This is a genomic window from Paraburkholderia sp. NMBU_R16 (assembly GCF_013282575.1).
In the GTDB taxonomy this organism is placed as follows: domain Bacteria; phylum Pseudomonadota; class Gammaproteobacteria; order Burkholderiales; family Burkholderiaceae; genus Trinickia.
In genome coordinates this window covers 97,033-123,293 of the sequence record NZ_JAAAYE010000014.1, presented here as the reverse complement: position 1 = coordinate 123,293, position 26,261 = coordinate 97,033, and the positions used below count along the sequence as shown (strand labels likewise).

The 26,261-nt window shown below is 62.9% G+C and carries 24 protein-coding genes, 1 tRNA gene and 1 pseudogene; 12 read left to right on the top strand and 14 right to left on the bottom strand.

The window, feature by feature from the left end; all coding sequences use genetic code 11:
* Window positions 1-216 (top strand): annotated as a pseudogene (locus GWC77_RS09750) (transposase); the annotation flags it as partial.
* A 191-nt stretch (window positions 217-407) separates the two neighbouring features.
* On the opposite strand, the gene GWC77_RS09745 reads toward GWC77_RS09750, so the two are convergent.
* A complete protein-coding gene (locus tag GWC77_RS09745) occupies window positions 408-1,397 on the bottom strand; it encodes a zinc-dependent alcohol dehydrogenase family protein (protein WP_173256702.1) in 990 nt (329 codons plus the stop codon).
* A 102-nt stretch (window positions 1,398-1,499) separates the two neighbouring features.
* On the opposite strand from GWC77_RS09745, the gene GWC77_RS09740 reads away from it, so the two are divergent.
* From GWC77_RS09740 to GWC77_RS09730, 3 genes are all read left to right on the top strand, one after another.
* Entirely contained in the window at window positions 1,500-2,387 is an 888-nt protein-coding gene (locus GWC77_RS09740) for a LysR substrate-binding domain-containing protein (protein WP_173256701.1), read from the top strand.
* An 86-nt stretch (window positions 2,388-2,473) separates the two neighbouring features.
* A complete protein-coding gene (locus GWC77_RS09735) occupies window positions 2,474-3,721 on the top strand; it encodes an alkaline phosphatase family protein (RefSeq protein ID WP_173256700.1) in 1,248 nt (415 codons plus the stop codon).
* Window positions 3,718-3,951, top strand: a complete 234-nt coding sequence (locus GWC77_RS09730; RefSeq protein ID WP_173256699.1) for a hypothetical protein — start codon at window positions 3,718-3,720, stop codon at window positions 3,949-3,951. Before GWC77_RS09735 ends, GWC77_RS09730 begins: the two co-directional genes overlap by 4 nt.
* A gap of 28 nt (window positions 3,952-3,979) precedes the next feature.
* Here GWC77_RS09730 and GWC77_RS09725 read toward each other — a convergent pair whose 3' ends face one another.
* Window positions 3,980-4,675, bottom strand: coding sequence for a phosphatase PAP2 family protein (locus GWC77_RS09725; protein ID WP_173256711.1), 696 nt, complete (start codon window positions 4,673-4,675; stop codon window positions 3,980-3,982).
* A gap of 293 nt (window positions 4,676-4,968) precedes the next feature.
* Between GWC77_RS09725 and GWC77_RS09720 the strand changes: the two genes are divergently transcribed.
* Window positions 4,969-6,084, top strand: a complete 1,116-nt coding sequence (locus GWC77_RS09720; protein ID WP_173256698.1) for a 3-deoxy-7-phosphoheptulonate synthase — start codon at window positions 4,969-4,971, stop codon at window positions 6,082-6,084.
* Between the two features lie 44 nt (window positions 6,085-6,128).
* Here the strand turns inward: GWC77_RS09720 and GWC77_RS09715 are convergent, their stop codons facing one another.
* Complete coding sequence (locus tag GWC77_RS09715; protein ID WP_173256697.1) at window positions 6,129-6,572, bottom strand: YciI family protein; 444 nt, start codon at window positions 6,570-6,572, stop codon at window positions 6,129-6,131.
* A 240-nt stretch (window positions 6,573-6,812) separates the two neighbouring features.
* Here GWC77_RS09715 and GWC77_RS09710 point away from each other — a divergent pair, with 240 nt between their 5' ends.
* The 4 genes from GWC77_RS09710 (at window position 6,813) to GWC77_RS09695 (ending at window position 10,169) form a co-directional block, all read left to right on the top strand.
* Window positions 6,813-8,930, top strand: a complete 2,118-nt coding sequence (locus GWC77_RS09710) for a D-(-)-3-hydroxybutyrate oligomer hydrolase (protein WP_173256696.1) — start codon at window positions 6,813-6,815, stop codon at window positions 8,928-8,930.
* 261 nt (window positions 8,931-9,191) lie between these two features.
* The gene (locus GWC77_RS30285; protein ID WP_367949029.1) at window positions 9,192-9,302 is read left to right on the top strand and encodes a hypothetical protein; all 111 of its coding nucleotides are present in this window, start codon (window positions 9,192-9,194) and stop codon (window positions 9,300-9,302) included.
* Between the two features lie 193 nt (window positions 9,303-9,495).
* Window positions 9,496-9,750, top strand: coding sequence for a plasmid stabilization protein (locus GWC77_RS09700; protein WP_173256694.1), 255 nt, complete (start codon window positions 9,496-9,498; stop codon window positions 9,748-9,750).
* Window positions 9,747-10,169 carry a type II toxin-antitoxin system VapC family toxin gene (locus tag GWC77_RS09695; RefSeq protein ID WP_173256693.1) on the top strand — a complete coding sequence of 141 codons (423 nt, stop codon included), beginning with the start codon at window positions 9,747-9,749 and terminating at the stop codon, window positions 10,167-10,169. The genes GWC77_RS09700 and GWC77_RS09695 overlap by 4 nt, the downstream gene beginning before the upstream one ends.
* A gap of 41 nt (window positions 10,170-10,210) precedes the next feature.
* Here the strand turns inward: GWC77_RS09695 and GWC77_RS09690 are convergent.
* The 6 genes from GWC77_RS09690 to GWC77_RS09665 form a co-directional block, all read right to left on the bottom strand.
* A tRNA-Ile gene (locus GWC77_RS09690) sits at window positions 10,211-10,286 on the bottom strand.
* A gap of 154 nt (window positions 10,287-10,440) precedes the next feature.
* Window positions 10,441-12,876, bottom strand: a complete 2,436-nt coding sequence (gene rpoD, locus GWC77_RS09685) for an RNA polymerase sigma factor RpoD (protein WP_173256692.1) — start codon at window positions 12,874-12,876, stop codon at window positions 10,441-10,443.
* A 116-nt stretch (window positions 12,877-12,992) separates the two neighbouring features.
* Entirely contained in the window at window positions 12,993-14,864 is a 1,872-nt protein-coding gene (dnaG, locus tag GWC77_RS09680; RefSeq protein ID WP_173256710.1) for a DNA primase, read from the bottom strand.
* A 63-nt stretch (window positions 14,865-14,927) separates the two neighbouring features.
* Window positions 14,928-15,374 (bottom strand): GatB/YqeY domain-containing protein, encoded by a 447-nt coding sequence (locus tag GWC77_RS09675; protein ID WP_173256691.1) that lies wholly within the window; start codon window positions 15,372-15,374, stop codon window positions 14,928-14,930.
* A gap of 150 nt (window positions 15,375-15,524) precedes the next feature.
* Window positions 15,525-15,737: a 30S ribosomal protein S21 gene (gene rpsU, locus GWC77_RS09670; protein WP_136891987.1), complete on the bottom strand. Its 213-nt coding sequence runs from the start codon at window positions 15,735-15,737 to the stop codon at window positions 15,525-15,527.
* A gap of 69 nt (window positions 15,738-15,806) precedes the next feature.
* Window positions 15,807-17,024, bottom strand: coding sequence for an NAD(P)/FAD-dependent oxidoreductase (locus tag GWC77_RS09665; RefSeq protein WP_173256690.1), 1,218 nt, complete (start codon window positions 17,022-17,024; stop codon window positions 15,807-15,809).
* 144 nt (window positions 17,025-17,168) lie between these two features.
* Here GWC77_RS09665 and tsaD point away from each other — a divergent pair, with 144 nt between their 5' ends.
* The gene (gene tsaD / locus GWC77_RS09660; protein ID WP_173256709.1) at window positions 17,169-18,194 is read left to right on the top strand and encodes a tRNA (adenosine(37)-N6)-threonylcarbamoyltransferase complex transferase subunit TsaD; all 1,026 of its coding nucleotides are present in this window, start codon (window positions 17,169-17,171) and stop codon (window positions 18,192-18,194) included.
* Between the two features lie 16 nt (window positions 18,195-18,210).
* Here tsaD and folE2 read toward each other — a convergent pair whose 3' ends face one another.
* The 4 genes from folE2 to GWC77_RS09640 all read right to left on the bottom strand — a co-directional run bounded on the left by folE2 (window position 18,211) and on the right by GWC77_RS09640 (window position 22,325).
* Window positions 18,211-19,023, bottom strand: a complete 813-nt coding sequence (folE2, locus tag GWC77_RS09655) for a GTP cyclohydrolase FolE2 (protein ID WP_173256689.1) — start codon at window positions 19,021-19,023, stop codon at window positions 18,211-18,213.
* 139 nt (window positions 19,024-19,162) lie between these two features.
* Window positions 19,163-21,058: a 1-deoxy-D-xylulose-5-phosphate synthase gene (gene dxs / locus GWC77_RS09650; protein ID WP_173256688.1), complete on the bottom strand. Its 1,896-nt coding sequence runs from the start codon at window positions 21,056-21,058 to the stop codon at window positions 19,163-19,165.
* An 86-nt stretch (window positions 21,059-21,144) separates the two neighbouring features.
* The gene (locus GWC77_RS09645) at window positions 21,145-22,029 is read right to left on the bottom strand and encodes a polyprenyl synthetase family protein (RefSeq protein ID WP_173256687.1); all 885 of its coding nucleotides are present in this window, start codon (window positions 22,027-22,029) and stop codon (window positions 21,145-21,147) included.
* Window positions 22,026-22,325 carry an exodeoxyribonuclease VII small subunit gene (locus GWC77_RS09640; RefSeq protein WP_173256686.1) on the bottom strand — a complete coding sequence of 100 codons (300 nt, stop codon included), beginning with the start codon at window positions 22,323-22,325 and terminating at the stop codon, window positions 22,026-22,028. Before GWC77_RS09640 ends, GWC77_RS09645 begins: the two co-directional genes overlap by 4 nt.
* Before the next feature lie 354 nt (window positions 22,326-22,679).
* Between GWC77_RS09640 and GWC77_RS09635 the strand changes: the two genes are divergently transcribed.
* Together GWC77_RS09635 and GWC77_RS09630 are read left to right on the top strand one after the other, a co-directional pair.
* The gene (locus tag GWC77_RS09635; RefSeq protein ID WP_173256685.1) at window positions 22,680-23,786 is read left to right on the top strand and encodes an SRPBCC family protein; all 1,107 of its coding nucleotides are present in this window, start codon (window positions 22,680-22,682) and stop codon (window positions 23,784-23,786) included.
* 139 nt (window positions 23,787-23,925) lie between these two features.
* The gene (locus GWC77_RS09630; protein ID WP_173256684.1) at window positions 23,926-24,795 is read left to right on the top strand and encodes a sulfurtransferase; all 870 of its coding nucleotides are present in this window, start codon (window positions 23,926-23,928) and stop codon (window positions 24,793-24,795) included.
* A gap of 82 nt (window positions 24,796-24,877) precedes the next feature.
* Here GWC77_RS09630 and GWC77_RS09625 read toward each other — a convergent pair whose 3' ends face one another.
* Window positions 24,878-26,227 (bottom strand): NAD(P)/FAD-dependent oxidoreductase, encoded by a 1,350-nt coding sequence (locus GWC77_RS09625; RefSeq protein ID WP_173256683.1) that lies wholly within the window; start codon window positions 26,225-26,227, stop codon window positions 24,878-24,880.
* Window positions 26,228-26,261 lie beyond the last annotated feature (34 nt).

Sequence of the window (26,261 nt, the reverse complement as noted above, 5' to 3'; positions counted from 1 at the left end):
TGAAGGAGGTGGCGCGAATGATTCGCCGCCACTTCGACGGCATCATCGCTTGGACTCAGACTCGCCAAACCAACGGCTTCATCGAGGCCATCAATGGCTTGTTTCAGGCTGCCAAGCGCAAGGCGCGGCTACACGCGCTTCGAAACAATGCGAACCGTGCTGTTCCTCATCGCCGGCAAGCTAGATTTCTCCAGCTTCAACCCGCATGCCTCGTGAGCTGCGTTACCCACTGCATTTTCAAAAGAGCCTTTTTTTGAGATGATCACTCTCACAAATTCAATCTAACTAGTTAGCAGTCCTATCGTCTCAAGTTCGATCAAGCATCGGCGGTCTAAGATTGCGCAACCACCTAGAGTTGCGCAACCGACGTTGGGAAGTCCATCCCGCAACGCCGGTCGTCGTTGCTCCTAAACCGTCACGACAATCTTCCCGAACTGCTCGTTCGATTCGAGATAGCGATGCGCCTCGACGATATCGTCGAACGCGAATGTCCGATCGACGACCGGTCGAAGTTTTCCCGACGAAAGCCCTGCGAGGATGAAGCGTTTCGCCTCGGCAAAGCGTTGAGCGTCGAGCACGACGTGTTTATACGTGTAGCCATGAACCGCAATCCGTTTGCTCAGCATGGCGAAGAGCGGCATGGCGGTGGGCTCCGGGCTCAGCGCGCCATACTCGAGCACGATGCCATCGTTGCAGACGACGTCCGCGAGTTCGCTCAGCATCGGGCCGGCAATGGGATCGAACGCGACGCTCGCACCCGCCCCGTTCGTGATCTCTTTTACGCGGTCCGCGAGACTCTCCTCTTGCGTCGCGATCACGAAATCGGCGCCGCATCCGAGCAGTGCATCGCGCTTCGCGCCCGTACGCGTCGTCGCAATGACGGTTGCGCCGGCAAGCTTGGCCACCTGGATCGCGGCAACGCCGACACTGCTCGAAGCAGCCGTGACGATCACGGTATCGCTCGATCCGAGCTTCGCGATATCGATGAGTGCGCCCCAGACGGTCACGTAGGGCATCCAGATCGCGGTTGCCTGAACCCAATCGAGCTCAGGCGGGTGCTTCACGACGAAATCCGCCGGCACATTGATCGTTTCGCCATAGGTGCCCCAACGCGTGATCGAAAGCGGCGGTACGACACCGACCGCATCGCCGATCGCAACGTTATCGACCCGCGCACCGAGCGCAGTGACGATACCGGACGCCTCATAGCCGAGCCGCGCGGGAAAGACGGCCGTTTCGACGTAGCGGCCCGTTCTGAACATCGACTCCGCCCGGTTGAGCCCGATGGCCTTGACCTGCAGCGTCACCTCGTCGGGGCCCGGCGGCGGCACAGCGACTTCTTCTATCTTCAAGACCTCGGGACCGCCGTTCCGATGAAAGCGCACGACACGCGACATGATCGATCTCCTGTCGAATTGGGGAGGACTCAATATAATTCGACGCATTGCCGCGATAAATCGCGCATTCAACGCATCTATCGAAACAGGCGGTTTCGAATCATGGATCGACTCACGAGTATGTCCGTCTTCGTCAAAGCCGCGGAAACCGGCTCGTTTGCCGCGGCGGGCGCGGCGCTCGGCCTGTCCTCGCAAATGGTGGGCAAGCATGTGCGCCTGCTCGAGGAGCGTTACGGCATGCGCCTCATCAATCGAACGACACGCCGCCAAAGCCTCACCGAAGCCGGGCAAGCGTTCTACGAGCGCAGCAAATCGGTGCTGACCGAGATGGACGCGGTGGATGCGCTCGCCGCCAATCTGCAAGCCGCGCCGCGCGGCAAGCTGCGCGTGAATGCACCGGTCAGCTTCGGCGCATACAGCCTCACCCCCATGCTCGCGCGGTATCTGCGCCAATACCCGGACGTGCAGATCGATCTCACCTTGAGCGACCGGATCGTCGATCTCGTCGACGAAGGCTACGATGCGGTCGTACGCATCGCACAGTTGCCGGACTCCGGATTGATCGCGCGAGCGCTCGCGCCGTATCGGCTCTTGCCGTGTGCGTCGCCCGCCTATCTAGCCGAACGAGGGGTGCCGCGGCACCCCCGCGAGCTCGCCGATCATCAGTGCCTGGGCTTCACCTATTGGGCCCGCCCGGCGATTACGGAATGGGAATTCACCGGACCGGACGGACGCCACACGGTGCGGGTCGACAGCCGCCTTGCCATCAACAACGGGCAAGGGTTGCGGATGGCCGCACTCGCGGGCCTCGGCATCATTCTTCAACCGTGCGAGCTGTTGCGCGACGATGTGGCGTCCGGGCAGCTCGTGCGCGTGCTGCCTGAATACGAAACACCGGCGCGTCCGATGCACCTGCTGTTCTCGCCGGACCGCCGCCCCACGCCGAAGCTGAGGAGTTTCGTCGATTTCGTCACCGCAACGTTTGGCTGAATCCTCGATGTCTGCACTACAATCGATTGCCATGCAGTGCCCGTCCCCGTTCCGCCCCATCTTCGACAAACCGTAAAAGAGGCGCTATGAACGCAGCCGCAATCACTGCATCGCCGCAGGCGCCGTCCCCCATCCAGCACGTATTCGTGCTGATGCTCGAGAACCGGTCGTTCGATCATCTGTTCGCGCTCTCCGGCATTCCCGGCATCGTCGCGGCCACGGCCGAGGACACCAATACCTACGAGCGCGTGCAATATTCGTTTGGCGGCGGCGCACCCGCTCAGATGCCGACGGACCCAGGTCACGAGTTCGCGGACGTCGTCGAGCAACTATGCGGCGCCGGCGTCCAGTATCGCGCCGGCGAACCGTATCCGGCCATCGACAACTCGGGCTTCGTTGCGAACTACGCGAGGACCGGTGCGCAAGGCGCGCGACCATCTGGGGCCGATATCGGCAAAGTCATGCAGGGCGTCGATATCCGCACGCAAGCGCCGGCGCTGTTTGAACTGGCGAGCGAATTCGTGCTGTGCGACGGCTGGCACGCATCGATGCCCGGGCCGACGTGGCCGAACCGCTTTTTTCTGCATGGCGCCTCATCCGCCGGGCTCGAGCATTCTCCAACCCGGGAGGAAATGGCGGAATGGGAAACGACCAACGGCTTCCCCTATCCCAAGGGTTCGATCTTCGATGCGCTGGGCAAAGGCAACTACCGGCTCTATCAGGATCAGTCGGGACCGCCCCTGGGCCATGTGCCGCAGGTGGCTTCGTTAAAGGGCATCGAATTTTTCGATGTCGACGATCTCGAACACTTCGAAGCCGATCTCGCGGCGGGCTATACCGCGCGCTACACGTTCATCGAACCGTGCTACGGCGACATCGTGCGCGACACGTATGAAGGAGGCAGTTCGCAGCATCCGATGGATGGCCTCGCCGGTGGCGACCGGCTCGCCGCGCGCATCTACAACGCCATCCGCAACTCACCGCTATGGACTAGCAGCCTCTTTGTCATCCTCTATGACGAACATGGCGGCTTTTATGATTCCGTCAAACCCGGCGCCGCCGTCCCGCCGAACGACGGCGCGCCTGCAACGCTGAACGCGAGCGGCTTCGGCTTCGACATCTACGGGGTACGCGTTCCAGCGATCGTCGTATCGCCGTGGGTCGCTCGAGGACACGTCGATCAGACTGTTTACGATCACAGTTCGATCCCTGCGACGCTCGCGCGCCTGTTCGGCCTCGCGCCGCTGACCGATCGGGACCGCCACGCCAAAGACCTGCTGACGCTCGTCACGAAGACGTGCCGCAACGACTGCCCACAAAGGATTGGCTCATGACCCCGACCGCCTCCCCGGATCCGCGCGAAGACGAGCACGTTCCCGACGGCAGCAGCCTGATGGGATTCCTGCATGTGCTCAGGAAAGGCCATATCGCGCTCGTTGGGCGCGATGCGGCGCACCGGCGCTTCGCGCAGGTACACACGCGCGCTCACGCGAGACAGTACATCGAGGAGCTGATGCCGCAGTTACTGCGGGAGCGGGATCGGCGGCGGCATACGCGCCGCTGAAAAGCGGGCGCGCCACATGATCCATCGGTCATATCGCCTTGGACAGCGACTGCCCCAGCATGAGTAGTTCGTCGAATTGCGTGATGAGCTCGAAACACAGCAGAAAAGCCATCGTGTAGCCGAGCGCTGGAAAGCGCTGCATCGCCTGCAACAACGGCCGTGCGAAGCGCGCCCTGAGCGCTTCTCTCGTCATGAGCCAGGTAATGACCGCACCGAGCGCTGCGCCTGCGATGACGTCGGTGGGGTAATGAAGGCCCAGATAGACGCGCGGCAAGCAAATAAAAAACACCGCGTAAAAAAGCGCGCACAGACCGATGCGCCAGTGCATCAGAAAAATGCCGGTCGCCACCGCCACCCAGAGCATCGCGTGATCGCTCGGGAACGAACCCCAGGTTCGAAACGCCGGGTCTTTCAAACCCGCCGGCGGGAAATTCAGATGAAGCACGGGATTATGGACCGGCCTGATTCGGTAAGGCAGATAGTGCGCGAGAAATCGGCCAATGGCGAGCGCCAATAGGCCGCTGGCAATCGTAGCTATCACCATTTCGCGATTCCACTCGTTGCGCTCGCCTGGATGGAACCAGATCCACCACAACATCGGTATCAGAACGAAGCCTTTGAACGTATATAGCCCGGCGACGACTCTGACGGCATGGTTGAACAATACCCAATGCACGGCGTGCTGCGTCATGTATGTTTGTATCGCCGTATCGAAACTGTTCACCCCCATCATTTCGATAGCTCTCCTTAGATGTTTGGCTTGCATTCCTCGGTGGATTTGGCGATCGATGCCGGCCCCCGCGAAGGCATGCCGAACGTATCACCGCAAAAGCGACATAAAAATACAAAAAAACGGTGATACCTGCGCCGACACAGCCTCGCTTAGTTGTTGGCACGAACATTACAAATACATTTCGAATATCTTCGACTCGGGGCGCCATCAGACGATCTTGCTGCGGACGCGAACGCGGCGGTGCCATAATCGCGGACTGCCATTGAAGCTTGAGAGAGGCCAACTTGAAACATATCGACAACCCGCTGCACGACCTCGAAGTCGGGGTGGCGGACACGACACAGGACACGACGCGCATCGACGACGTGCGCATCGGCGCGGTGCGCCCGCTGATCTCACCGGCGCTGCTGCAAGACGAGTTGCCTGTCGCGCCCGGAATCCAAGCACTGGTCGAGACGAGCCGTGCGGCCATCGGCGACATCCTGCATGGGCGCGACGACCGGCTGCTCGCGGTGGTCGGCCCCTGTTCCATCCACGATCACGATCAGGCGCTCGAATACGCGCAATTGCTCAAGCGCGCGGCCGATGCCCTGCAAAACGAGTTACTGGTCGTCATGCGCGTGTATTTTGAAAAACCGCGCACGACGGTGGGCTGGAAAGGCTACATCAACGATCCGCGCCTCGACGGCAGCTTCCGGATCAACGAAGGACTGCGGTGTGCCCGCCAGTTGCTGCTCGACGTCAACGCGCTGGGGCTGCCGGCCGCGACCGAATTTCTCGACCTGCTAAGCCCGCAGTACATCGCGGACCTGATTGCGTGGGGCGCGATCGGCGCGCGCACGACCGAAAGCCAAAGCCATCGCCAGCTCGCGTCGGGGTTGAGCTGCCCGATCGGCTTCAAGAACGGCACCGATGGCGGCGTTCAGATTGCAGCGGACGCCATCGTCGCCGCGCGCGCGTCTCACGCGTTCATGGGAATGACGAAAATGGGCATGGCCGCGATTTTCGAAACGCGCGGCAACGATACGGCGCATGTCATTTTACGTGGCGGGAAAAAAGGACCCAATTACGACAGCGCCGCAATCGAGGAATGTTGTACAGTCTTGCGCACTGCGGGGCTGCGCGAACAGGTCATGGTCGACTGCTCGCACGCCAATTCTGGCAAATCGCATCTGCGGCAACGCGACGTAGCCGACGATCTCGCGCGGCAACTAACGCAGGGGGAAAAGCGCATCGTCGGCGTCATGGTCGAAAGCAACCTCGAGGAAGGCCGCCAGGACCTCAAGCCCGGTGTTCCGCTGCGTCATGGTGTGTCGATCACCGATGCGTGCTTGAGTTGGGCGCAAACCGAGCCCGTGCTCGACGCGCTTGCCGAAGCGGTCCGTCGCCGCCGGGGTTGATCGAGCGACGCGTGTAGCGCCGGGCACGGCCCCGGCGTTACACCTCAGTCCTGACGTGAGCGCTTGACGAGTTCGTCGGCCTGCGCGCGTACGCGGTCTTCCTGTGCGCGCAGCTCCGGTGTGAATTCCTCGCCGAAATCGGATGCTTCGAATACCGGGCGAATTTCGATGTCCGAGTCGCTTTCCATCGGATTCGGACAGCGCTTGACCCATTCGAGCGCCTCATCCATCGACTTCACCTCCCAGAGCCAGAAACCGGCAATCAGCTCCTTCGTTTCAGCGAAAGGCCCGTCGATTACCGAGCGTTCGCGCCCGGAAAAATGCACCCGCTTGCCCCTCGAACTCGGATGCAAACCTTCGCCGGCCAGCATGATGCCGGCCTTGACGAGCTGCTCGTTGAATTCGCCCATCGCCGTCAGCAACTCGGTGCTCGGCATCTTGCCCGCTTCCGATTCGCTCGACGCTTTGATGATTACCATGACACGCATCGTCGTATCTCCTATGGATGATTGAAAGTCGTATGAGCCGTTGCAACCGATCGACGACATCGACCTGCTCGTAATGGCTCTGATGCTACGACGAACGACGATCGCCTGAATCGACATCGACGTTCGCTCGGCCGGCTAGTCGAAAACCACGAAAATTTGGCTGCCAATCCGGGGCTGGAACGACTACATTCACGGCAGGCGCCAAGCCGCCAAACCGACTGCTCTGCATAGGAGACCCAGATGAGAAATGTTCCGATTTCGATCCGGAGTGCAGCAGTACTACTCGGCACCGCGTTAGCCGGTGCCGTCTTCGCCTTGTCTGCAACGGCCGACGAATCCGATGCAAGCCAACTTGGCCGCAACCGTCCGCCCGCCTTTATCGTGCCCGGCAGCCTTCGGGTGAACTCATACGACGGCGTCAGCGACGATTTGTTGACCGCTGGTCTCGGCAAAACGGGGTTGGCGGGTCCCGCGCCGGCTATCGCCGATCCGGCCCATCCGAGCGCAGCGGAATTGCGGCGGCTTGCCATCTGGTCGAACTATCGGGCGCTCGTCGACATGACGGCAAACGGCGGCTATGGGCGTTTTTGGGGGCCTAACGTCGATCTGAATGGGAACGACACGCTCGGCGAAGGCAAAATCGCGGGCACCGAATACCTCGCCTACGCGGACGACGGCACCGGCCGGCGCAACGTGACGCTGCTCGTTCAGGTGCCGACGAGCTTCGATCCGGCGAACCCGTGCATTGTCACCGCAACGTCTTCGGGCTCACGCGGAGTCTACGGTGCGGTGTCCGCAGCCGGCGAGTGGGGCCTCAAACGCGGCTGCGCGGTCGCTTATACCGACAAAGGCACGGGCAACGGCGCCCATGAGCTCATGACGAATCGCGTGACGTTGATCGACGGCCAGTTGGCTGACGCGACGGCGGCCGGCACCCAAAGTCTTTTCACCGCGAATGTCTCGCCGGGTGCGCTGGCCGCGTTCAATCAGGCGTTTCCGAACCGCTATGCGTTCAAGCATGCGCATTCGCAGCAAAACCCCGAAGCGGATTGGGGCAAGGACACGCTTGCCGCGGTTCAATTCGCCTACTGGGTGTTGAATCGGCAGTTCGCACCGATCGGCGATACGTCCGATCACCGTGTGCGCTACGAGCCGGGCAGTATCACGACGATCGCCGCGTCGGTGAGCAACGGTGGAGGTGCAGCATTGGCGGCAGCGGAGCAAGACAGGCGTGGATGGATTACTGCGGTCGTCGTCGGTGAGCCGCAAATCAACGTGCGGATGCCGGGGCGTGCGCGCGTGAAGGAAGGTGGCCAACTCATCGCGGCGGCGGGCAAGCCGCTGGCGGACTATGTGACGCTCGCGAATCTGCTCGAACCGTGTGCAGCACTAGCGCCTGCCGCGGCCGGCGCGCCTTATCTGAGCGCATTGCCCCTTGCGACGACAAACGCGATTCGAACAGCACGCTGCGCGTCGCTGGCGGCAGCGGGGATGGTCAATGGCGGCGACACACAGGCACAGGCAACCGATGCGCTCGCCCGGCTTCATGCGGCCGGTTACGAGGCTGATTCGGACGTGCTGCACGCGTCGATGTGGGACTCGCAGGCCGTGCCGGCCGTTGCTGTCACCTATGCCGACGCCTACACGCGTTCGAGCGTGACGGACAATCTGTGTGGCTTCAGTTTCGGCACGACGAATCCGGCAACGGGTGCAGCGGGTTTTCCGCCGGTGGTTTCGCCGATGCCAACGGTGTTCGGCTTCGGCAATGGCGTACCGCCTACCAACGGCATCAATCTCGTCTACAACCCGACGCCCCCGGGAGGGGCCGACCATCGGCTTGCCACGGCCGATGCGAGCTTTGCGGGCGCCGCATGCTTACGCGCGCTTTGGACTGGGCAAGACCCGCGCATGGTCGCGAGCGTTGACGCCATTCGCGTCAATGCTCAACTGCATGGCAAGCCGACTCTGATCGTGCAGGGACGCAGCGATGCGCTCGTGCCGATCAATCACGCGTCGCGCGCCTATCTTGCGGCCAACAGCGTGCGCGAACCGCATAGCCAGGTCTCGCTGTACGAGGTGACGAATGGTCAGCACTTCGACGCGTTTCTTGGCGTGCCGGGATTCGATACGCGGTTCGTGCCTGTGCATTACTACTATCTGCAGGCGCTGAATCTGATGTGGGCGCACTTGAAGAGCGGTGCGTCGCTGCCGCCTTCGCAAGTGATCAGGACCGTGCCGCGCGGCGGCACCCCGGGTGCGGCACCGGCGCTCAGTTTAGCCAATCTGCCGGCCATCGTGGACAATCCGGGCAGCAATGCGATCGAGGCGAATCACGGAACGGTGCTGATACCGCATTGATCGGGGAGTGATCTCGGGGCCGAGCGATGGTCGATGATGCCGCACTCCACGTGATCTGGGGAGTACAGGTCCACGTGGAGGCGGTTGGTTCGTCAACCGACGCCGATGACCTTCGCCGCCCCAGGCTGATAGTTGATTCGGCGGCGTCCTCGCAGCATCATGCGCACGAGACTATCGCGTGACATACATCATCGTGCGTATCAACATCGACTAGACGACGCTCTCATATCCGACGCTCTTGCTGAGTCCGGGTTGAAAACGATGCAGGAAGTCGTCGAGCTTGGCTTGCAGAAGATCATCCAGTTGAAGCGGCAGGAGGAGCTTCGCCGGCTCCGCGGCAGTATCGACTGGCAGGGAGTCTCGACGAAATGAAAAGGGACTGATGATACCGATCGATTCGTGCGTTTAAATCCACTGCTTGAGGACCAGCATCCCCGGGAGACCACGAATCCCGCGCGTTCATCGGTGCGTGGCGACACGCGCGCTAACTTCAATGGACGCCGGCAAGGAATGACAGCAAAATGCTACAATTGACGTCACTGCCAGCACACAAGGAGATTTGACGATGGCCGTTCTGACTGTACGCAACGTGCCAGACGAGGTGCACCGTGCCCTGAGACTTCGTGCTGCCCAGCACGGACATAGCACTGAAGCTGAAATTCGCGAAATTCTATCTAGCGTAGTAAAGCCGGAGAAACGCGTGCGTTTGGGCGATGCTCTGGCGGCCCTGGGCCGTAAGATCGGTCTAACGAATGACGACTTCGCGGCCCTGGATCAGGCGCGGGATCAGACGCCGGCTGAACCAATGAGGTTTGAATGATCGTTCTGGATACCAACGTCGTTTCAGAAGCCATGAAGCCGCAGCCGGACGTGGCCGTCCGGGCTTGGCTCAACGAGCAGGCCGCCGAAACACTGTACTTATCGAGCGTGACGTTGGCGGAACTGCTGTTTGGTATCGCAGCGCTGCCCCGCGGTAAACGTAAAAATCTTCTGGCTAACGCACTGGACGGCTTGGTCGGACTGTTCGAGGGGCGTGTGCTGCCATTCGACGTGAACGCGGCACAACACTACTCGGAACTGGCCGCGACGGCACGAAAGGCAGGGCGTGGCTTCCCGACGCCGGACGGCTATATTGCCGCCATTGCATCCTCGCGGAAATTTATCGTCGCCTCCCGCGATACGTCGCCCTACGAAGCGGGTGGACTGCGGGTTATCAATCCCTGGATCGCTACGATCTGAGGTGCCGACTCAATTACCTTGACCATTCCCGGCACAATGAATGGTGGGCCCGGTTGGTTTCGAACCAACGACCAATCGATTATGAGTCGACTGCTCTAACCCCTGAGCTACGGGCCCTGAACAAACGCCGCTGGAGAGACCTGCGTAAGCGATGAAGCACTAACGCAGGTCGACCCAGCATGGGACTCGAGTAAGTGCTAAAGCACTAACTCCGGCCGCAAAAAAAGACCCGGTGTTTTCACGCCGGGCCTGGCACTGAATGATACCTTGATCAGTTGCCTTCGAGGAAGGACTTGAGCTTGTCCGAACGGCTCGGATGGCGCAGCTTGCGCAGCGCCTTGGCCTCGATCTGGCGAATACGCTCGCGCGTCACGTCGAACTGCTTGCCGACTTCCTCGAGCGTGTGATCCGTGCTCATCTCGATACCGAAACGCATCCGCAGTACCTTCGCTTCGCGCGGCGTCAACGAATCGAGCACATCCTTCACGACATCGCGCATGCTCGCGTGCAGCGCCGCATCGGCAGGCGCAACCGTATTCGTATCTTCGATGAAGTCACCCAGATGCGAATCGTCGTCGTCACCGATCGGCGTTTCCATGGAGATCGGCTCCTTCGCGATCTTCATGATCTTGCGGATCTTGTCCTCCGGCATCTCCATCTTCTCGGCAAGCGTCGCCGGATCGGGCTCGAGACCCGTCTCCTGCAGAATCTGCCGCGAAATACGGTTCATCTTGTTGATCGTCTCGATCATATGAACCGGAATCCGGATCGTCCGCGCCTGGTCCGCGATGGAACGCGTGATGGCCTGGCGAATCCACCACGTGGCATACGTCGAGAACTTGTAGCCACGGCGATATTCGAACTTGTCCACCGCCTTCATCAGACCGATGTTGCCTTCCTGGATCAGATCGAGGAACTGCAACCCGCGATTCGTGTACTTCTTCGCGATCGAAATCACGAGACGCAGGTTCGCCTCGGTCATCTCGCGCTTGGCCTGACGCGCCTTCAGCTCGCCCGCAGCCATCTGACGGTTCGTTTCCTTCAGGTCCTTCAGCGGCAGCACCACACGCGCCTGCAAATCGATGAGCCGCTGCTGCTGCTCACGAATGGCAGGAATGTTACGCGACAGAATCGCGCTGTACGGATGGCTCTCGTCGACGATCTTGTCGGCCCACTCGAGATTCGTCTCGTGGCTCGGAAAACGCGCGATGAACTCCGCGCGAGGCATGCCGCACTTGTCGACGACGATATGCAGGATCTGACGCTCGACCTGACGGACTTCATCCACCTGCGCGCGCAGCGTGTCGCAAAGCCGCTCGACCGTACGCGCCGTGAAGCGGATCGACATCAGCTCGTTTTGAATCGCCTCTTGCGCCTTCAGATACGACTTCGACTTGTAGCCTTCCTTCTCGAACGCGCGGCGCATCTTGTCGAACCACTCGCTGATGAGCGCGAACTTCTCGAGCGACGAACGCTTGAGCGCTTCGAGCTGCGCAGCATTGGCCGTCGCCTGAGCAGTGCCGTCGTCCTCTTCCTCTTCTTCCTCGTCTTCCTCTTCGACGTCCTCGGCCTCGCTCTCGATCGTCTCGGCTTCCTGCGCCGAGAAACCGTCCGTGTCTTCGGCGTTCGGATCGATGAGACCGTCGACGAGTTCGTCGATGCGGATCTCTTCGTTCGCCACGCGCTCGGCCATCGCGAGGATGTCGGCGATCGTCGTCGGGCACGCCGAGATTGCCATCACCATGTGCTTGAGGCCATCCTCGATGCGCTTCGCGATTTCGATCTCGCCCTCGCGCGTGAGAAGCTCGACCGTCCCCATCTCGCGCATGTACATCCGCACCGGATCGGTCGTCCGTCCGAATTCCGAATCGACGGTGGACAGCGCGACTTCCGCTTCCTCCTCGACTTCGTCATCGGACGAAACGGCCGGAGCGTTGTCGTTCAACAGCAGCGTCTCGGCATCGGGCGCCTGCTCGTAGACGGCAACACCCATGTCGTTGAACGTGCTGATGATGCCCTCGATCGCCTCGGTCTCCGTGAAGTTGTCCGGAAGGTGATCGTTGATTTCGGCATAGGTCAGAAAGCCGCGCTCCTTGCCGAGCTTGATCAGCGCGCGCAGCTTCGCGCGCCGCTCTTCGAGCTCCTCGGCAGTGCCCGGCTGGGTCGACGCGAATGCGTCCTTCAGGAGCGCTTTCTCCTTCGCGCGACGGTCGCGCGCCCTGGCCTTCTCAGCCTTGCCCGGGGCAGGTTGCTGCTCTTCGCCCTGAGTTGCGTCGTCATCGACGGATACTTCGTTCAGCTTTTTCGTCATGGAGTTGGCCGTAGCGGCTTTAATCTCGACTCGCGGCTGTTGGACTTCAGCCGGTTGCACCGTGGATACCTGGGTCTCGCGCACTGCCAAATCGTCCGGCGTGGCAGCCGCACCCCTTACGCTTTTCGAACCCGCCCCCGCCCGTTTCGCGGCGGCAGCTCCCGTCTGCGCTTTGGCGGACGCTTTGGCCGCCTTGGTTACACCAGCCGCCGCGGCCGAAGCCCGCGCAGCCGTTCTGCTCGTGGATTTTTTTCCGGCCGCTGTGGCCCCGACGGTCGTGGCCGCGGACGCCTTGCGCACCGGCTGCGCCGAGCCCCTGCCGGAGCCCGGGCTCTTGCCTTTGCCCGCTCCAGCCGTGCCCGCCACCGTCGTTTTCGCGCCTGTCGTCTTTGCCATCGCTTGTCTCGCCTCGCCTGTGCTTGAGCACCTCTGCCCGCTGTCGCCGAAAATTCCTGAAAAATCAAACCACTGAGAACCTTTTATTATAGCACGGGCTCGCCAGTCCGCAGTCCTCAGGCACCGAGTCGGCGCTTCATATCCGCCCGTTGGCGGTCGAGCTCCGCATATTCCGCAATCTCGTCCGAAGTGAGCCGCGATTGTCGCGACAAGCGCTCAAGCCGTTGACAACAGGCGTCGTAGCGCATTTTCAGGATTGCCGCCTGGAGCTCTTCGGCCGCGATACGCTCGCGCTCCCTCTGTTGTTCGACAGCGGCGTCGTCTTCCGGGCTCTGCAGCAGCAAATCACGCACGTTTTCATCATAGTCCAGAATTTCGCGGAAGATTTCTTCGAAGGTTGCCGCGTTCGCACCCGTACGCAACAGGTCGGACAGCAGCCGGAATTCGGCTGCATCGCCCAGCGCGCGCGCATGTGTCGCCACTTCGGCGAACAGCTCCCCGTGCGCTTGCGCTGTCAGCGCCTCCTCGCTCGATTCGTCGAGAAGCAAGGCGATGCGCGGATACATGACGAGATTGCGCAGCGCACGCTCCTCGATATCCGTGACGCGCCGCCGGTCCTTGCGCGGCGGCGCCGGCCGCGCGGCCGCAACGATCCGCGAATCGACGTCGCACAGCGCCGCGACCTCGTCGAAAGGCACGCCGAGCCGATCGGCGAACATATGCATGATCTGGGCGCGCAATGCATTCGGCGGCAGCGCCTGCAAGAGCGGCTTGGCATCGAACAGCGCGCGGGCGCGGCCCTCGGGCGTATCCAGTTCCTTGCCGGCCAACACCTCGCTCAACATGAACTGCGACATCGGCGTGGCATGCTCGATCTGCTCGGCAAACGCCTCTTTGCCGAACTCGCGCACGAAGCTGTCGGGGTCGTGTTCCGGCGGCAGAAAGAGGAAGCGGATCGTCCGGTTGTCGGCCGCATGCGGCAGGCAGGCATCGAGTGCCCGGCGTGCGGCGCGACGCCCCGCGGCATCGCCATCGAAACTGAAGATGACCGTATCGGTCTGCCTCAGCAGCTTTTGCACATGCACCGGCGTGCAAGCCGTCCCCAGCGTCGCGACGGCGTTCGGGAAGCCCAACTGCGCGAGCGCCACGACATCCATGTACCCCTCCACCACCAGCACCGAACGCGCCTCGCGAATCGCCAGTCGTGCTTCGAAAAGACCGTAAAGTTCGCTGCCCTTGCTAAATAGTGGCGTTTCAGGGGAATTCAAATACTTCGGTTCGCCCGATTCGAGCACCCGGCCCCCAAAGCCGATCACCTGACCCTTCACGTTACGGATTGGAAACATGATCCGTTCGCGAAAGCGGTCGTAGCGGCGCGGCTGGCCTTCGGCGTCGAGCTTTTCGCTGACGATCACGAGCCCCGCCTCCACCAGCGCATCGCTGCGGTAATCGGCAAACGCGTCTTCGAGGTTCTGCCAGCCGTCCGGGGCATAGCCGAGACCGAACCGGGCCGCGACTTCGCCCGTCAAGCCACGCTTTTTCAAATAGCGGATGGCCTCGGGCGCCCCGCGCAAGGCCTTGCGGTAGTAATCGCACGCCGTTTGCATGACGTCGGAGAGCGCCGCCGTGGTTTTGTGGTCCGCGAACGCCGGGCGTTCGCCGGGGGCGCCGGAGCCGCCCCCGCGCATCGGCGATGGCTCCTGGGGGACGCTGAGCCCGACCGACTGAGCCAGTTCGTTGACCGCTTCGGGAAACGTCGATCCGGCATGTTCCATCAGGAACCCGATTGCCGTGCCGTGGGCGCCGCAACCGAAGCAGTGATAGAACTGCTTGGTCGGGCTGACCGTAAACGACGGACTCTTCTCGTTATGAAAGGGGCAGAGCCCCATGAAGTTCGCCCCGCCCTTTTTCAGCTGGACGTACTTGCCCACCACGTCGACGATGTCGACGCGGTTGAGCAGATCCTGCAGGAACGAATGCGGTATCACGTCGGGCGGCAAGAAGCCGGCGCGGCACGACACCCGAAGCCCGGGCGCCGGCCGGCACCGGCCTTATTTGGCGAGCGCCGCCTTGACGAGCGCCGAGACGGCCGTCATATCGGCCCGGCCCGCGAGCTTGCCTTTGAGCACACCCATCACCTTGCCCATGTCTTGCGGGCCGGTCGCGCCCACTTGCGCGACGGCGGCCTGGACCTCGGCCGAAACCTCCGCTTCCGACAGTTGCGCCGGCATATAGGCCGCCAGCACCGCGAGCTCGGCGCTTTCCTGATCGACGAGATCGGTCCGGCCGGCCGCTTCGAACTGGCTGATCGAGTCCTTGCGCTGCTTGATCATCTTGTCGATGACGGCGGTGACCGCCGCATCGTCGAGCGTCGTGCGCTCGTCGACTTCGCGCTGTTTGATCGCGGCAAGCAGAAGGCGTATCGTCGCGAGCCGTCCGGTTTCGCGCGCGCGCATCGCCGCCTTCATGTCCTCATTGATCCGATCTTTCAAGCTCATTTTTCACCCGATGCATGGAAAATAGGGAAGCGCCGCGCGTACCGCCTAGCGCAAAAACCCGCTTGGGATCCTTCCTCAAGCGGGTTATTCGGGCGCTTGTCCGCCGCCGCCCACGGGCAGCGGGAAGAAAGGCGCTGCGACGAAATTCGATCAGTACAGCTTCTTCGGCAGCATCTGGCTGCGCAGACGCTTGAAGTGGCGTTTGACCGCCGCGGCCTTCTTGCGCTTGCGTTCCGCCGTCGGCTTTTCGTAAAACTCGCGCGCGCGAAGTTCGGTCAGAAGGCCGTTCTTCTCGATGGTGCGCTTGAAACGCCGCATCGCAACTTCGAAGGGCTCGTTTTCTTTAACGCGGATAATCGTCATGTTTCCAAAGCGGAAATATCACAAAGGTTCGGGAGTATAGCAGACGTTCTGCATAAATGCAGCGGCGTGTCAAGCGCCACGGGCATTATCGGCCGCCGCCTCGCCTGCCGCGACGGCCGATGCCCACGCCCACTGAAAGTTGTACCCGCCGAGCCAGCCCGTCACGTCGACGGCTTCTCCGATGAAATAAAGGCCCGGCACCCGCTCGCTCATCATCGTCGACGACGAAAGTTCGCGCGTGTCCACCCCGCCGCGCGTCACTTCCGCCTTCCGGTAGCCCTCCGTTCCGTTCGGCACGAGACTCCATTGCGCAAAGGCTTCGCCCAGTCGCCGCAGCGACTTGTCGGAGAGATCGGCGAGCCGCGCCTCGGGCGCCATGCCGTGGGTCGCGAGCCACGCGTGCGCAAGCCGCCCGGGCATCCATTCCGCCAGCGCATTGACGATTTGCCGCTTGCTGCCCGCCTTGGCCTCGAGCAGTTCCGCGGCAGGGTCGCGCCCGGGCAGCAAATCGATGCGGATCGGCTCGCCCGGATTCCAGTAGCTCGATACCTGCAGCACGCCCGGCCCCGACAATCCCCGGTGCGTGAACAGAAGATCTTCGGCGAACCGACCCTGCCCCTTGCTCGCCCCCGCAGCGATCTCGACTTCGAGCGACACCCCGGACAAGGCGGCGAACGGCGCCCAAACATCCGACGAAAACGTGAGCGGCACGAGGGCGGGCCGCGTCTCGACGAGCTTGTGCCCAAACTGCTTCGCGAGCCGATAAGCAAAGTCCGTGGCGCCGATCTTAGGGATCGAAAGGCCGCCGGTCGCGATCACGAGTGCGCGCGCCCCGATCGAGCCCGCACTCGTCTGAAGCGTAAAGCCGCGCCCATCGGCATGCTGCACCGATTCGACCGCAACAGGCCGGCGCCACGCGACGGCACCGGCGTCGCATTCGGCTTTGAGCATGTCGATGATGGCTTCGCTCGAATGGTCGCAAAAGAGTTGCCCGCGGTGCTTCTCATGCCAGCTGATGCGGTGCGACTTCAGCAGCGCCAGAAAATCGCGTGGCGTATAGCGTGCGAGCGCCGAGCGGCAAAAATGGGGGTTCGCCGAGAGGTAGTTGGCCGGTCCTGCCTGAAGGTTCGTGAAGTTGCAGCGGCCCCCACCGGAGATGCGGATCTTTTCGGCCAGCCGCGCCGCGTGATCGATGAGCACGACACGGCGCCCACGCTGTCCGGCGACGGCCGCGCACATCATGCCGGCCGCACCGGCGCCGATCACGGCGATATCATAGGATTCCATGGCGCGCATTTTAACCGCGCCCGGCCGGGTTTCCGGGGCGTACTGTTATACTTTCGTGCTTCCTCGTTCCCTCTGGCGCCGGCGCATTGCGCCACCTCGGTGTGCTCCATCGTACGGCCCGGCCCGCTGCTCTCCTCTTGCATCATGCTCGTTCTCGGCATTGAAAGCTCCTGCGACGAAACCGGCCTCGCGCTCTATGACAGCGATCGCGGCCTGCTCGCTCACGCTCTGCATTCGCAAATTGCCATGCACAGGGAGTACGGCGGCGTGGTGCCGGAGCTTGCCTCGCGAGACCATATCCGCCGCGCACTGCCGCTTCTGGAAGAGGTGCTCGCGCGTTCGGGCGCAAGAACCGCCGACATCGATGCAATCGCATTCACGCAAGGGCCGGGACTGGCGGGCGCGCTGCTCGTCGGCGCCGGCATCGCCAACGCGCTGGCCATGGCCTGGGACAAGCCGACGATCGGCATCCATCACCTCGAAGGGCACCTGCTCTCGCCGTTGCTCGTTGACGCGCCGCCACCGTTCCCGTTCGTCGCGCTGCTCGTTTCAGGCGGACACACGCAATTGATGCGCGTCACCGATGTCGGCCTATACGAAACGCTCGGCGAAACACTCGACGATGCAGCCGGCGAAGCGTTCGACAAAACGGCCAAGCTGCTGGGGCTCGGCTATCCGGGCGGCCCTGAAGTATCGCGGCTCGCGGAATACGGCGTGCCCGGTGCCGTAGTCCTGCCCCGGCCGATGCTCCACTCAGGCGATCTCGACTTCAGCTTCAGCGGCCTGAAAACCGCCGTGCTGACGCAGACGAAAAAGCTCGGCGCCAATGTCTGCGAGCAGGAAAAGGCCGACGTGGCGCGCGGCTTCGTCGACGCCGCCGTCGACGTGCTCGTCGTCAAATCGATTGCCGCGCTCAAGCAAACCGGCTTGAAGCGGCTCGTGGTGGCAGGCGGCGTCGGTGCGAATCGTCAACTGCGGGAAGCACTTTCCGAAGCCGCACGCAAGCGCGGCTACGAAGTGCACTACCCGGACCTCGCGCTGTGCACCGACAACGGCGCCATGATCGCGCTCGCGGGCGCCTTGCGCCTCGCGCGCTGGCCGCAACAGGCGAGCCGCGATTACGCGTTCACCGTCAAGCCTCGTTGGGATTTGTCCTCGCTGCCGCGTTGAGTTGCGGCCGCGCGCATCATCGATTCGCGCGACGCTTGTCGTGCTCGATGATCGCGTAGGCGCTGTGATTGTGGATCGACTCGAAGTTCTCCGCTTCGAGCGTATAGGCAACCACACGCTCGTCGGCGTTCAACCGCTGGGCCACGTCGCGCACGAGGTCTTCCACGAACTTCGGGTTCTCGTAGGCCCGTTCGGTCACGAACTTTTCGTCGGGACGCTTGAGCAAACCCCAGAGCTCGCAAGAAGCCTCTTGCTCCGCAATGCGGATCAACGCTTCGGCCGACAACTCCCCGACGCACTCTGCCCGAATCGTCACATGCGAGCGCTGGTTATGCGCGCCGTATTGCGAGATCTCCTTCGAGCAGGGGCAAAGACTCGTCACGGGCACGAGCACTTGCAAGAACGTACGGAGCGTACCCTCGCGCATCTCGCCGATCATCGTCACCTCGTAATCGAGCAGACTCGATACGCCCGAAACCGGGGCCGTCTTGCTGACGAAATACGGGAACGTCACTTCGATGCGGCCGGCCGGCGCCTCGAGCTTCGTCAGCATCGCCGAGAGCATCGCACCGAACGCAGAGGAATCGAGCGGCGTCTTGCTGTCCTCGAGCAGCGCGACGAAGCGCGACATATGTGTGCCCTTTTGCTCCGCGGGCAAATGGACATCGAGGTTCCATGTGCCCACCGTCGCCTGCACTTCGCCGTTCGACATGCGGACCGCAAGCGGGTGCCGAACCCCCTTGACGCCGACTCGCTGGATCGGGATTTGCCGCGTATCGACCGAGCTCTGTACGTCGGGCATCACGAAGGCTGCATTCATGTCATTCATCTTGTGTTGTGTCCTGTCCTCTTGGGGCGGCGCCAGTCATGCCGCCCCTCGGCACAGCGCTGGTCATGCCAATAACGAAACATGGGCCATCGAGGCCCATGTCTGTGTGCGGGTGCAACGCGGGCTGACCCGCGCTGCGTCAGGCGACGCGCTGCGCCAGCTTGGCGGCAGGTTCGAGGAACCTCGCACGGATCGATTTCTCGATCCCCACGCCATCGAGACCGCACTCCGACAACAGCTTCGCCGGATCGCCGTGATCGATGAATCCGTCGGGAAGGCCCAATTGTAGTACGGGACGAACAACCCCATTGGCGAGCAGGGATTCGACGCAGGCCGAGCCGGCACCGCCCATGACACAACCTTCCTCCACGGTCACGAGCACATCATGCGTCTGCGCAAGCTCGACGAGCAGCTCGGCATCGATCGGCTTGACGAAGCGCATATTGGCGACGGTCGCATCGAGTGCCTCGGCCGCCACGAGCGACGGCGCGACCATCGTGCCGAATGCGAGGATCGCGATGCGGCTGCCTTTGCCTGCCGTCGACTGGCGGCGAATCTCGCCGCGTCCAACGGGCAGCGCCGTCATCTGCTTGACGGTGGCTACACCCGCACCCGCGCCACGCGGATACCGCACGGCCGTCGGGTTCGGCTGCTGCAGCGCCGTGTAGAGCATCTGCCGGCACTCGTTCTCGTCGGAGGGCGCCATCACCGTCATGTTCGGAATGCAGCGCAGGAATGCCAGGTCGTAAGCGCCCGCGTGCGTCGCGCCATCGGCGCCGACGAGGCCAGCACGGTCGATCGCGAACACCACCGGCAAGTTCTGCAACGCAACGTCATGGATCAGTTGGTCGTAGGCGCGCTGGAGGAACGTCGAATAAATGGCGACCACGGGCTTCATGCCCTCGACAGCCATCCCCCCTGCAAACGTCACGGCATGCTGCTCGGCAATGCCGACATCGAAATAGCGGTCCGGAAAGCGCTTTTCGAACTCGACGAGGCCCGAGCCCTCGCGCATCGCGGGCGTAATGCCGACCACGCGCGAATCGAGTTCTGCCGCGTCGCACAGCCACTCCCCGAAAACCTGCGTATAGGTCTTCTTGCTCGGCGCGGTGGACGGTTTGATGCCCTCGGCCGGATTGAACTTGCCCGGACCGTGGTAGAGCACCGGATCGGCTTCCGCGAGCTTGTAGCCCTGCCCTTTCTTCGTGACCACGTGCAGAAACTGCGGTCCACGCAACTCGCGGATGTTTTGCAGCGTCGGGATCAGCGAATCGAGGTCGTGGCCGTCGATCGGCCCGATGTAATTGAAGCCGAATTCCTCGAAAAGCGTGGCCGGCACGACCATGCCCTTCGCATGCTCCTCGAGCTTGCGTGCGAGTTCGAGCATCGGCGGCGCCACGCGCAGCACGCGCTCCACCCCGGCGCGCGCGGCCGCATAAAAGCGCCCGGACATCAGCCTCGCGAGATGCCGGTTCAACGCGCCAACGGGCGGCGAGATCGACATGTCGTTGTCGTTGAGGATGACGAGGAACGGCAGGTCGTCGCACACGCCGGCATTGTTCATGGCTTCGAACGCCATGCCGGCCGTCATCGCCCCATCGCCGATCACGGCGATCGAAAAGCGATCCTCGCCCTCGAGTTTGCTCCCGATCGCCATGCCGAGCGCGGCCGAAATGGACGTGCTCGAATGAGCCGTGCCGAACGTGTCGTACTCCGACTCGACGCGGCGCGGAAAGCCGGAGATGCCGCCGCGCTGGCGCAGCGTATGCATGCGATCGCGGCGGCCGGTCAGAATTTTGTGAGGATAAGTCTGATGGCCGACATCCCACACGATGCGGTCGTGCGGCGTGTCGAAGACGTAGTGAAGCGCGATCGTCAGCTCCACCGTGCCCAGGTTCGACGACAAGTGCCCGCCCGTCTGCGACACGCTGTCGAGCACGAACGCGCGCAACTCGTCGGCGAGCGGTTTCAGTTGACGACGGTCCAGGCGGCGCAAGTCCGCCGGGTCGTCGATGGTTTTCAGCAAGTCGTACATCGTCGTTCCATTGTAGGAAAACTTACGCGCCCGCATTTTTCTCTCGCGCACCCCGTAGCATTCGCGCGCGGCAGCGGGCTTCGCGTTCAACTCACCCGGTTTACGACCAGGTCGGCAAGTTCGGCGAGGCGCACGGCGCGCCCGCTGAAATGCGCAAGCGCTTCATGCGCATCGCGACGCAACTGCGCCGCGAGCGCGCGTGAAGCGTCGAGCCCGATAATCGATACGTAGGTCGGCTTGCCGTCCTTCGCGTCCTTGCCGGCGGTCTTGCCCAGGGTCGCCGAATCCGTCGTCACGTCCAAAATATCGTCGACGACCTGGAACGCCAGACCCACGGCAGCCGCGTAGGCATCGAGCGCCCGCATCGCGTCGGCATCGGGCGCCGTGCCGGCGAGCGCGCCCATGCGCACCGACGCGCGCAGCAACGCGCCCGTTTTCATCCGATGCATCGTTTCGAGCTGCGGCCGCGACAGCGTCAGACCGACGCTATCGAGATCGATGGCCTGGCCACCCGCCATGCCCACCGAGCCGCTCGCGAGCGCGAGTTCGCGCACGAGTGCGGCCTGCGTCGGCGCGTCGAGCGCCGAGGCGTCGGTCAATGCGACGAACGCCTGGGACTGCAGTGCATCGCCCACGAGCAGCGCAGTGGCCTCGTCGTATTGGACGTGCACGGTCGGTTTGCCGCGGCGCAGCGCATCGTCGTCCATGCAGGGCATGTCGTCATGGACGAGCGAATAGACGTGGATCATCTCGAGCGCCGCCGAGGCCGCCTCGAGAGCCGCGGGCCGCGCGAGCGTCAACTCCCCTGCCGCATGGGCCAGAAGCGGACGCACGCGCTTGCCGCCGCCGAGCGCCGCATAGCGCATTGCCTCATGCAGCCGCGCCGGCGCCACGTCGGAGCCCGGCAGATAACGTTCGAGTGCGGCCTCGACGCGCGCCAGGACCGCGCGCATCCATTCGTCAAAAGTCATAGATCGTCTCCGCCCTCGGCGGCAGGGTTGCCGGCTGGCAGCGGCTTCAGCGTCTCGCCATCGAGAACGCGCACCTGCTGCTCCACCTTCTCCAGTTGTTGCTGACAGTACGCCACGAGCGCCGCGCCGCGCCGATAGGCGGCAAGCGATTCCTCGAGGCTCAACGTGCCACCCTCCATGCGCGCCACCAGTTGCTCCAATTCCGCGACCGCCGCCTCGTAGTTCCCGGGCAGCGGGGCGTCGCCATCATGGCCGCCGACGGGCGCGGCAGGGTCCTGGGGTGCGGGTTTCGCCATCGAAAGAGGGTGAATTTAAAAACAAGTCGGACATTCTACGGCAAAAGCGCCAAGTCCGACCCATCCCCACCCGTAGCGCACGATCGCCGTCCTCTTTTTTACAACGCGGACACCCATCGGCCATGGCCAATCCGCAACCCCGACAAATGCCGCGCAGGCGGTTGCCGGACGGAGCCAATCGCGGCATATTTGGCGTGAGGGGCGCCCTTTTGGCGGCAATCGACGCTGTTTTTTACGTAAATCATGGACTTATCTGCCCCGTGGGAAGGGGAAAGGGTATAATCTCGGGCTCCCCAAATCGAATCTTCGATGGTTGGGTTGTTCACTACTTTCACGTCTTCATTGGGAGTGGGAATGTCCAATCTGAGCAATGCTTTGCAGCTCAAGGCCATTTCGTGCCAGCTGCCGGTCACGGCTTACTTTGACGAAGCGCTTTTTGCGCGCGAATTGGAAGTACTCTTCCGCAAGGGTCCCCGCTACGTCGGGCACGAGTTGATGGTGCCCGAAGCAGGGAATTATTTTGCGCTGCCCAGCGAGAGCGAGGGCCGCGTGCTCGTACGCAACCAGCGCTCGGAGATCGAGCTGCTGTCCAACGTATGCCGGCACCGCCAGGCCATCATGCTCAACGGCCGCGGTCAGGCCGAAAACATCGTCTGCCCGCTGCACCGCTGGACGTACAACCTCGACGGCGAGCTGCTCGGCGCTCCGCATTTTGCGGACAACCCCTGCCTGAACCTCGGTGCGACCCCGCTCCAGAACTGGCACGGGCTCCTCTTCGAGTCCGAGGGCCGCGATGTCGCCAAAGATCTGGCGAATCTCGGCGCGCGCCATCACTTCGATTTTTCGAACTATATGTTCGATCACGTCGAAGTGCACGAGTGCAACTACAACTGGAAGACGTTCATCGAGGTCTATCTCGAGGACTACCATGTCGCGCCGTTCCATCCCGGGCTCGGCAGCTTCGTCAACTGTGACGACCTGACCTGGGAATTCGGCAACTGGTACAGCGTGCAGACGGTCGGCGTCAATGCCGGGCTCGCGAAAGCGGGCAGCCCCGTCTATCGGAAGTGGCATGACCAGGTGCTGCGCGTACGGGACGGGCAGGCGCCCGAATACGGCGCGATCTGGATGGTCTACTACCCGGGCCTCATGATCGAGTGGTACCCGCACGTGCTCGTCGTCTCGTGGCTGATTCCGCACGGCCCGCGCAAGACCACGAACATCGTCGAGTTCTACTATCCCGAGGAGTTTGCCCTCTTCGAACGCGAATTCGTCGAAGCCGAGCGCGCCGCCTATATGGAAACGGCGCGCGAGGACGATGAAATCGCCGAGCGCATGGATGCCGGACGCCTCGCGCTCATGCGGCGGGGCGAATCTCAGGTCGGACCGTATCAAAGTCCGATGGAAGACGGCATGCAGCACTTCCATGAGTTCCTGCGGCGCGAGCTCGGCAACATCTAGTAGGCTGTCAGGCTGCCGCTCGCCAGCGCGGCAAGAAAGACGGGCAAGGAGGCTTTCCCTCCTTGCCCGTCTTTTTGTCTAGACTGAAAGCAAAAGCAACCGGTGTCTCAACGAAGTTCGTCGTCCAACGAGGATCATCATGCCGCACACCCATTACACGACGCTGATTCTGGCCGCCAATCTTGCCGAACGGCTGGCAAGCGCCCCCGAAAGCGTGCTCGTTTTTGACTGCAGCTTCGATCTGGCAAACCCCGACGCCGGCGAAAAGGCCTATGCGGGCGGCCACATTCCCGGCGCGCACTATCTGCATCTGGAGCGCGACCTGTCCGGGGCGAAGACGGGCAAGAACGGCAGACATCCGCTGCCTGATCGCGCGGCACTGGTCGACATGCTTGCTTCGCACGGGCTCATGCAGGGCCAGCAAGTCGTCGCCTACGATGCGCAAGGCGGAATGTTCGCTGCGCGCCTGTGGTGGTTGCTGCGCTGGCTCGGTCACGACTCGGTGGCACTGCTCGACGGTGGCCTGCAGGCATGGCAGGGCGCCGGCTATACCCTCGAGACGGAGCCGGCCGGGCGCAAGCAAGGCAACTTCAAGGCGGGCGCGCCGCTCGCCGTCACCGTCGATGCCCACGCGCTCGAGCAAAACCTCACGACACATGAGCGACTCGTCGTCGACGCACGATCGCCGGACCGTTATCGCGGTGAAAACGAGACGATCGATCCCGTCGCGGGACACATCCCAGGCGCGGTCAATCGCTTCTTCAAGGACAACCTGGGCCCCGACGGCCGTTTCAAACCCGCTCATACGCTGCGCGACGAATTCAAGGCGGTCGTCGGCTCGACGCAGCCCGAGCATGTCGTACTGCAATGCGGCTCAGGGGCCACGGCATGTCATAACGCGCTTGCGATGGAGATAGCGGGCCTGCATGGCGCCGCGCTCTATCCGGGCTCGTGGAGCGAGTGGTGTGCAGACCCGTCGCGACCAGTCGCGACCGGGCCGAATCCTTGATCGACGGTCGCTACGGCCTCGCCCGCTTCGAAAATCGGCTGTACCGTCGCAATCGCAAGCCGCGCACAGCCGGTCGCCCGCATCAATGCAGCTTCACACGCGGCAGCGTCGTGCGCCGCAGCCAATGCGCGAACGTATCGAGCATCATGCGCGGATAGCCGTGCAGTGCCGCGATATGAAGCCGGTAAAGCGACATATACATGAAGCGCGCGAAGAGCCCCTCGACCAGCATGCTGCCGCCGATCAATCCACCCATCAGATTGCCGACCGCACTGAAATGGCCGAGCGAGACGAGCGAACCGAAATCGCGGTAGGTGAACTCCGGCAACGGCCGGCTCTCGAGCCGGCAGCGCAGCGCTCGCAACAAAAAACTCGCCTGCTGATGCGCGGCCTGCGCCCGTGGCGGTACGTTGCGCTCGTTGCCGGGCCATGGGCACGCGGCACAATCGCCCATCGCGAAGATGTTGTCGTCGATTTCCGTTTGGAGCGTGCGCCGCACCGAGAGTTGACCGAGCCGCGTGACGGGTAGCCCGTCGAGGTTCGACAGCACGGCGGGCGCCTTGATCCCGGCCGCCCAGACTGTCAGATCGGCACGCACGGTCTTGCCGCTCGCCGTACGCACGAGGCCCGGCGCCACTTCGGCCACGGTCTCGCCGATCATCAGTTTCACACCGAGCTGAGTCAACAACTGCGCCGTCGCGCTCGAGACGCGCTCTTGCAGCGCGGGGAGAATGCGCGGCCCCGCCTCGATCAGCACGATGCCGATGTCGTGCCGCGGATCGAGCTTGTGCAGACCGTAGGCCGACAATACTTGCGCCGTGTTGCGCAATTCCGCCGACAACTCGACACCGGTCGCACCACCGCCCACGATCGCCACCTGGATGCGCGGCTCCGTCGTGGTAGACGTGCCCGGACCGCTTTCGACCGTTTCATGCGCGCGATGCTCGGCTCGCATGCACGCCGCAATGAGCCGCTTCCGAAAGCGCTCGGCCTGGCCGACTGTATCGAGCGCGATGGAGTGCTCTTCGGCGCCCTTGACGCCGAAAAAATGCGTCGTACTGCCGATGGCAATGACGAGCGTGTCGTAGTCGAGTTCGCGTTGCGGCAAAAGCTCCTCGCCGTCGTCGTCGCGAAGGGGCCCGAGGACGATGCGTTTGGCCGTGCGATCGAGCCCGATGAGCTCGCCTTGCTGAAACTCGAAGCCATGCCAGCGCGCCTGCGCCGCGTACTCGAGCTCTTGCGTGAACGGATCCATGCTGCCCGCGGCCACTTCGTGAAGCAGCGGCTTCCAGATATGGGTCGGATACCGGTCGACGAGCGTCACCTGCGCGCGAGCGGCGCCATTACCCTTTCGGCGGACATAGCGGTCGCCAAGCCGCGTTGCCAGCTCGAGCCCGCCCGCACCTCCTCCCACGACAACGAAACGATGCATGCTGATTCTCCGTATTTGCCGTTGCTGATTCTGC

What these genes read in the sequence shown, in the direction of transcription:
- GWC77_RS09635 (WP_173256685.1), top strand. Translation starts at nt 22,680, where the DNA reads ATGTCCAATCTGAGCAATGCTTTGCAGCTCAAGGCCATTTCGTGCCAG.
- GWC77_RS09740 (WP_173256701.1), top strand. Translation starts at nt 1,500, where the DNA reads ATGGATCGACTCACGAGTATGTCCGTCTTCGTCAAAGCCGCGGAAACC.
- GWC77_RS09730 (WP_173256699.1), top strand. Translation starts at nt 3,718, where the DNA reads ATGACCCCGACCGCCTCCCCGGATCCGCGCGAAGACGAGCACGTTCCC.
- GWC77_RS09745 (WP_173256702.1), bottom strand. Translation starts at nt 1,397, where the DNA reads ATGTCGCGTGTCGTGCGCTTTCATCGGAACGGCGGTCCCGAGGTCTTG.
- tsaD (WP_173256709.1), top strand. Translation starts at nt 17,169, where the DNA reads ATGCTCGTTCTCGGCATTGAAAGCTCCTGCGACGAAACCGGCCTCGCG.
- GWC77_RS09625 (WP_173256683.1), bottom strand. Translation starts at nt 26,227, where the DNA reads ATGCATCGTTTCGTTGTCGTGGGAGGAGGTGCGGGCGGGCTCGAGCTG.
- GWC77_RS09710 (WP_173256696.1), top strand. Translation starts at nt 6,813, where the DNA reads ATGAGAAATGTTCCGATTTCGATCCGGAGTGCAGCAGTACTACTCGGC.
- GWC77_RS09715 (WP_173256697.1), bottom strand. Translation starts at nt 6,572, where the DNA reads ATGCGTGTCATGGTAATCATCAAAGCGTCGAGCGAATCGGAAGCGGGC.
- GWC77_RS09630 (WP_173256684.1), top strand. Translation starts at nt 23,926, where the DNA reads ATGCCGCACACCCATTACACGACGCTGATTCTGGCCGCCAATCTTGCC.
- GWC77_RS09700 (WP_173256694.1), top strand. Translation starts at nt 9,496, where the DNA reads ATGGCCGTTCTGACTGTACGCAACGTGCCAGACGAGGTGCACCGTGCC.
- GWC77_RS09640 (WP_173256686.1), bottom strand. Translation starts at nt 22,325, where the DNA reads ATGGCGAAACCCGCACCCCAGGACCCTGCCGCGCCCGTCGGCGGCCAT.
- GWC77_RS09665 (WP_173256690.1), bottom strand. Translation starts at nt 17,024, where the DNA reads ATGGAATCCTATGATATCGCCGTGATCGGCGCCGGTGCGGCCGGCATG.
- dxs (WP_173256688.1), bottom strand. Translation starts at nt 21,058, where the DNA reads ATGTACGACTTGCTGAAAACCATCGACGACCCGGCGGACTTGCGCCGC.
- GWC77_RS09645 (WP_173256687.1), bottom strand. Translation starts at nt 22,029, where the DNA reads ATGACTTTTGACGAATGGATGCGCGCGGTCCTGGCGCGCGTCGAGGCC.
- GWC77_RS09695 (WP_173256693.1), top strand. Translation starts at nt 9,747, where the DNA reads ATGATCGTTCTGGATACCAACGTCGTTTCAGAAGCCATGAAGCCGCAG.
- GWC77_RS09735 (WP_173256700.1), top strand. Translation starts at nt 2,474, where the DNA reads ATGAACGCAGCCGCAATCACTGCATCGCCGCAGGCGCCGTCCCCCATC.
- rpsU (WP_136891987.1), bottom strand. Translation starts at nt 15,737, where the DNA reads ATGACGATTATCCGCGTTAAAGAAAACGAGCCCTTCGAAGTTGCGATG.
- GWC77_RS30285 (WP_367949029.1), top strand. Translation starts at nt 9,192, where the DNA reads ATGCAGGAAGTCGTCGAGCTTGGCTTGCAGAAGATCATCCAGTTGAAG.
- GWC77_RS09675 (WP_173256691.1), bottom strand. Translation starts at nt 15,374, where the DNA reads ATGAGCTTGAAAGATCGGATCAATGAGGACATGAAGGCGGCGATGCGC.
- folE2 (WP_173256689.1), bottom strand. Translation starts at nt 19,023, where the DNA reads ATGAATGACATGAATGCAGCCTTCGTGATGCCCGACGTACAGAGCTCG.
- rpoD (WP_173256692.1), bottom strand. Translation starts at nt 12,876, where the DNA reads ATGGCAAAGACGACAGGCGCGAAAACGACGGTGGCGGGCACGGCTGGA.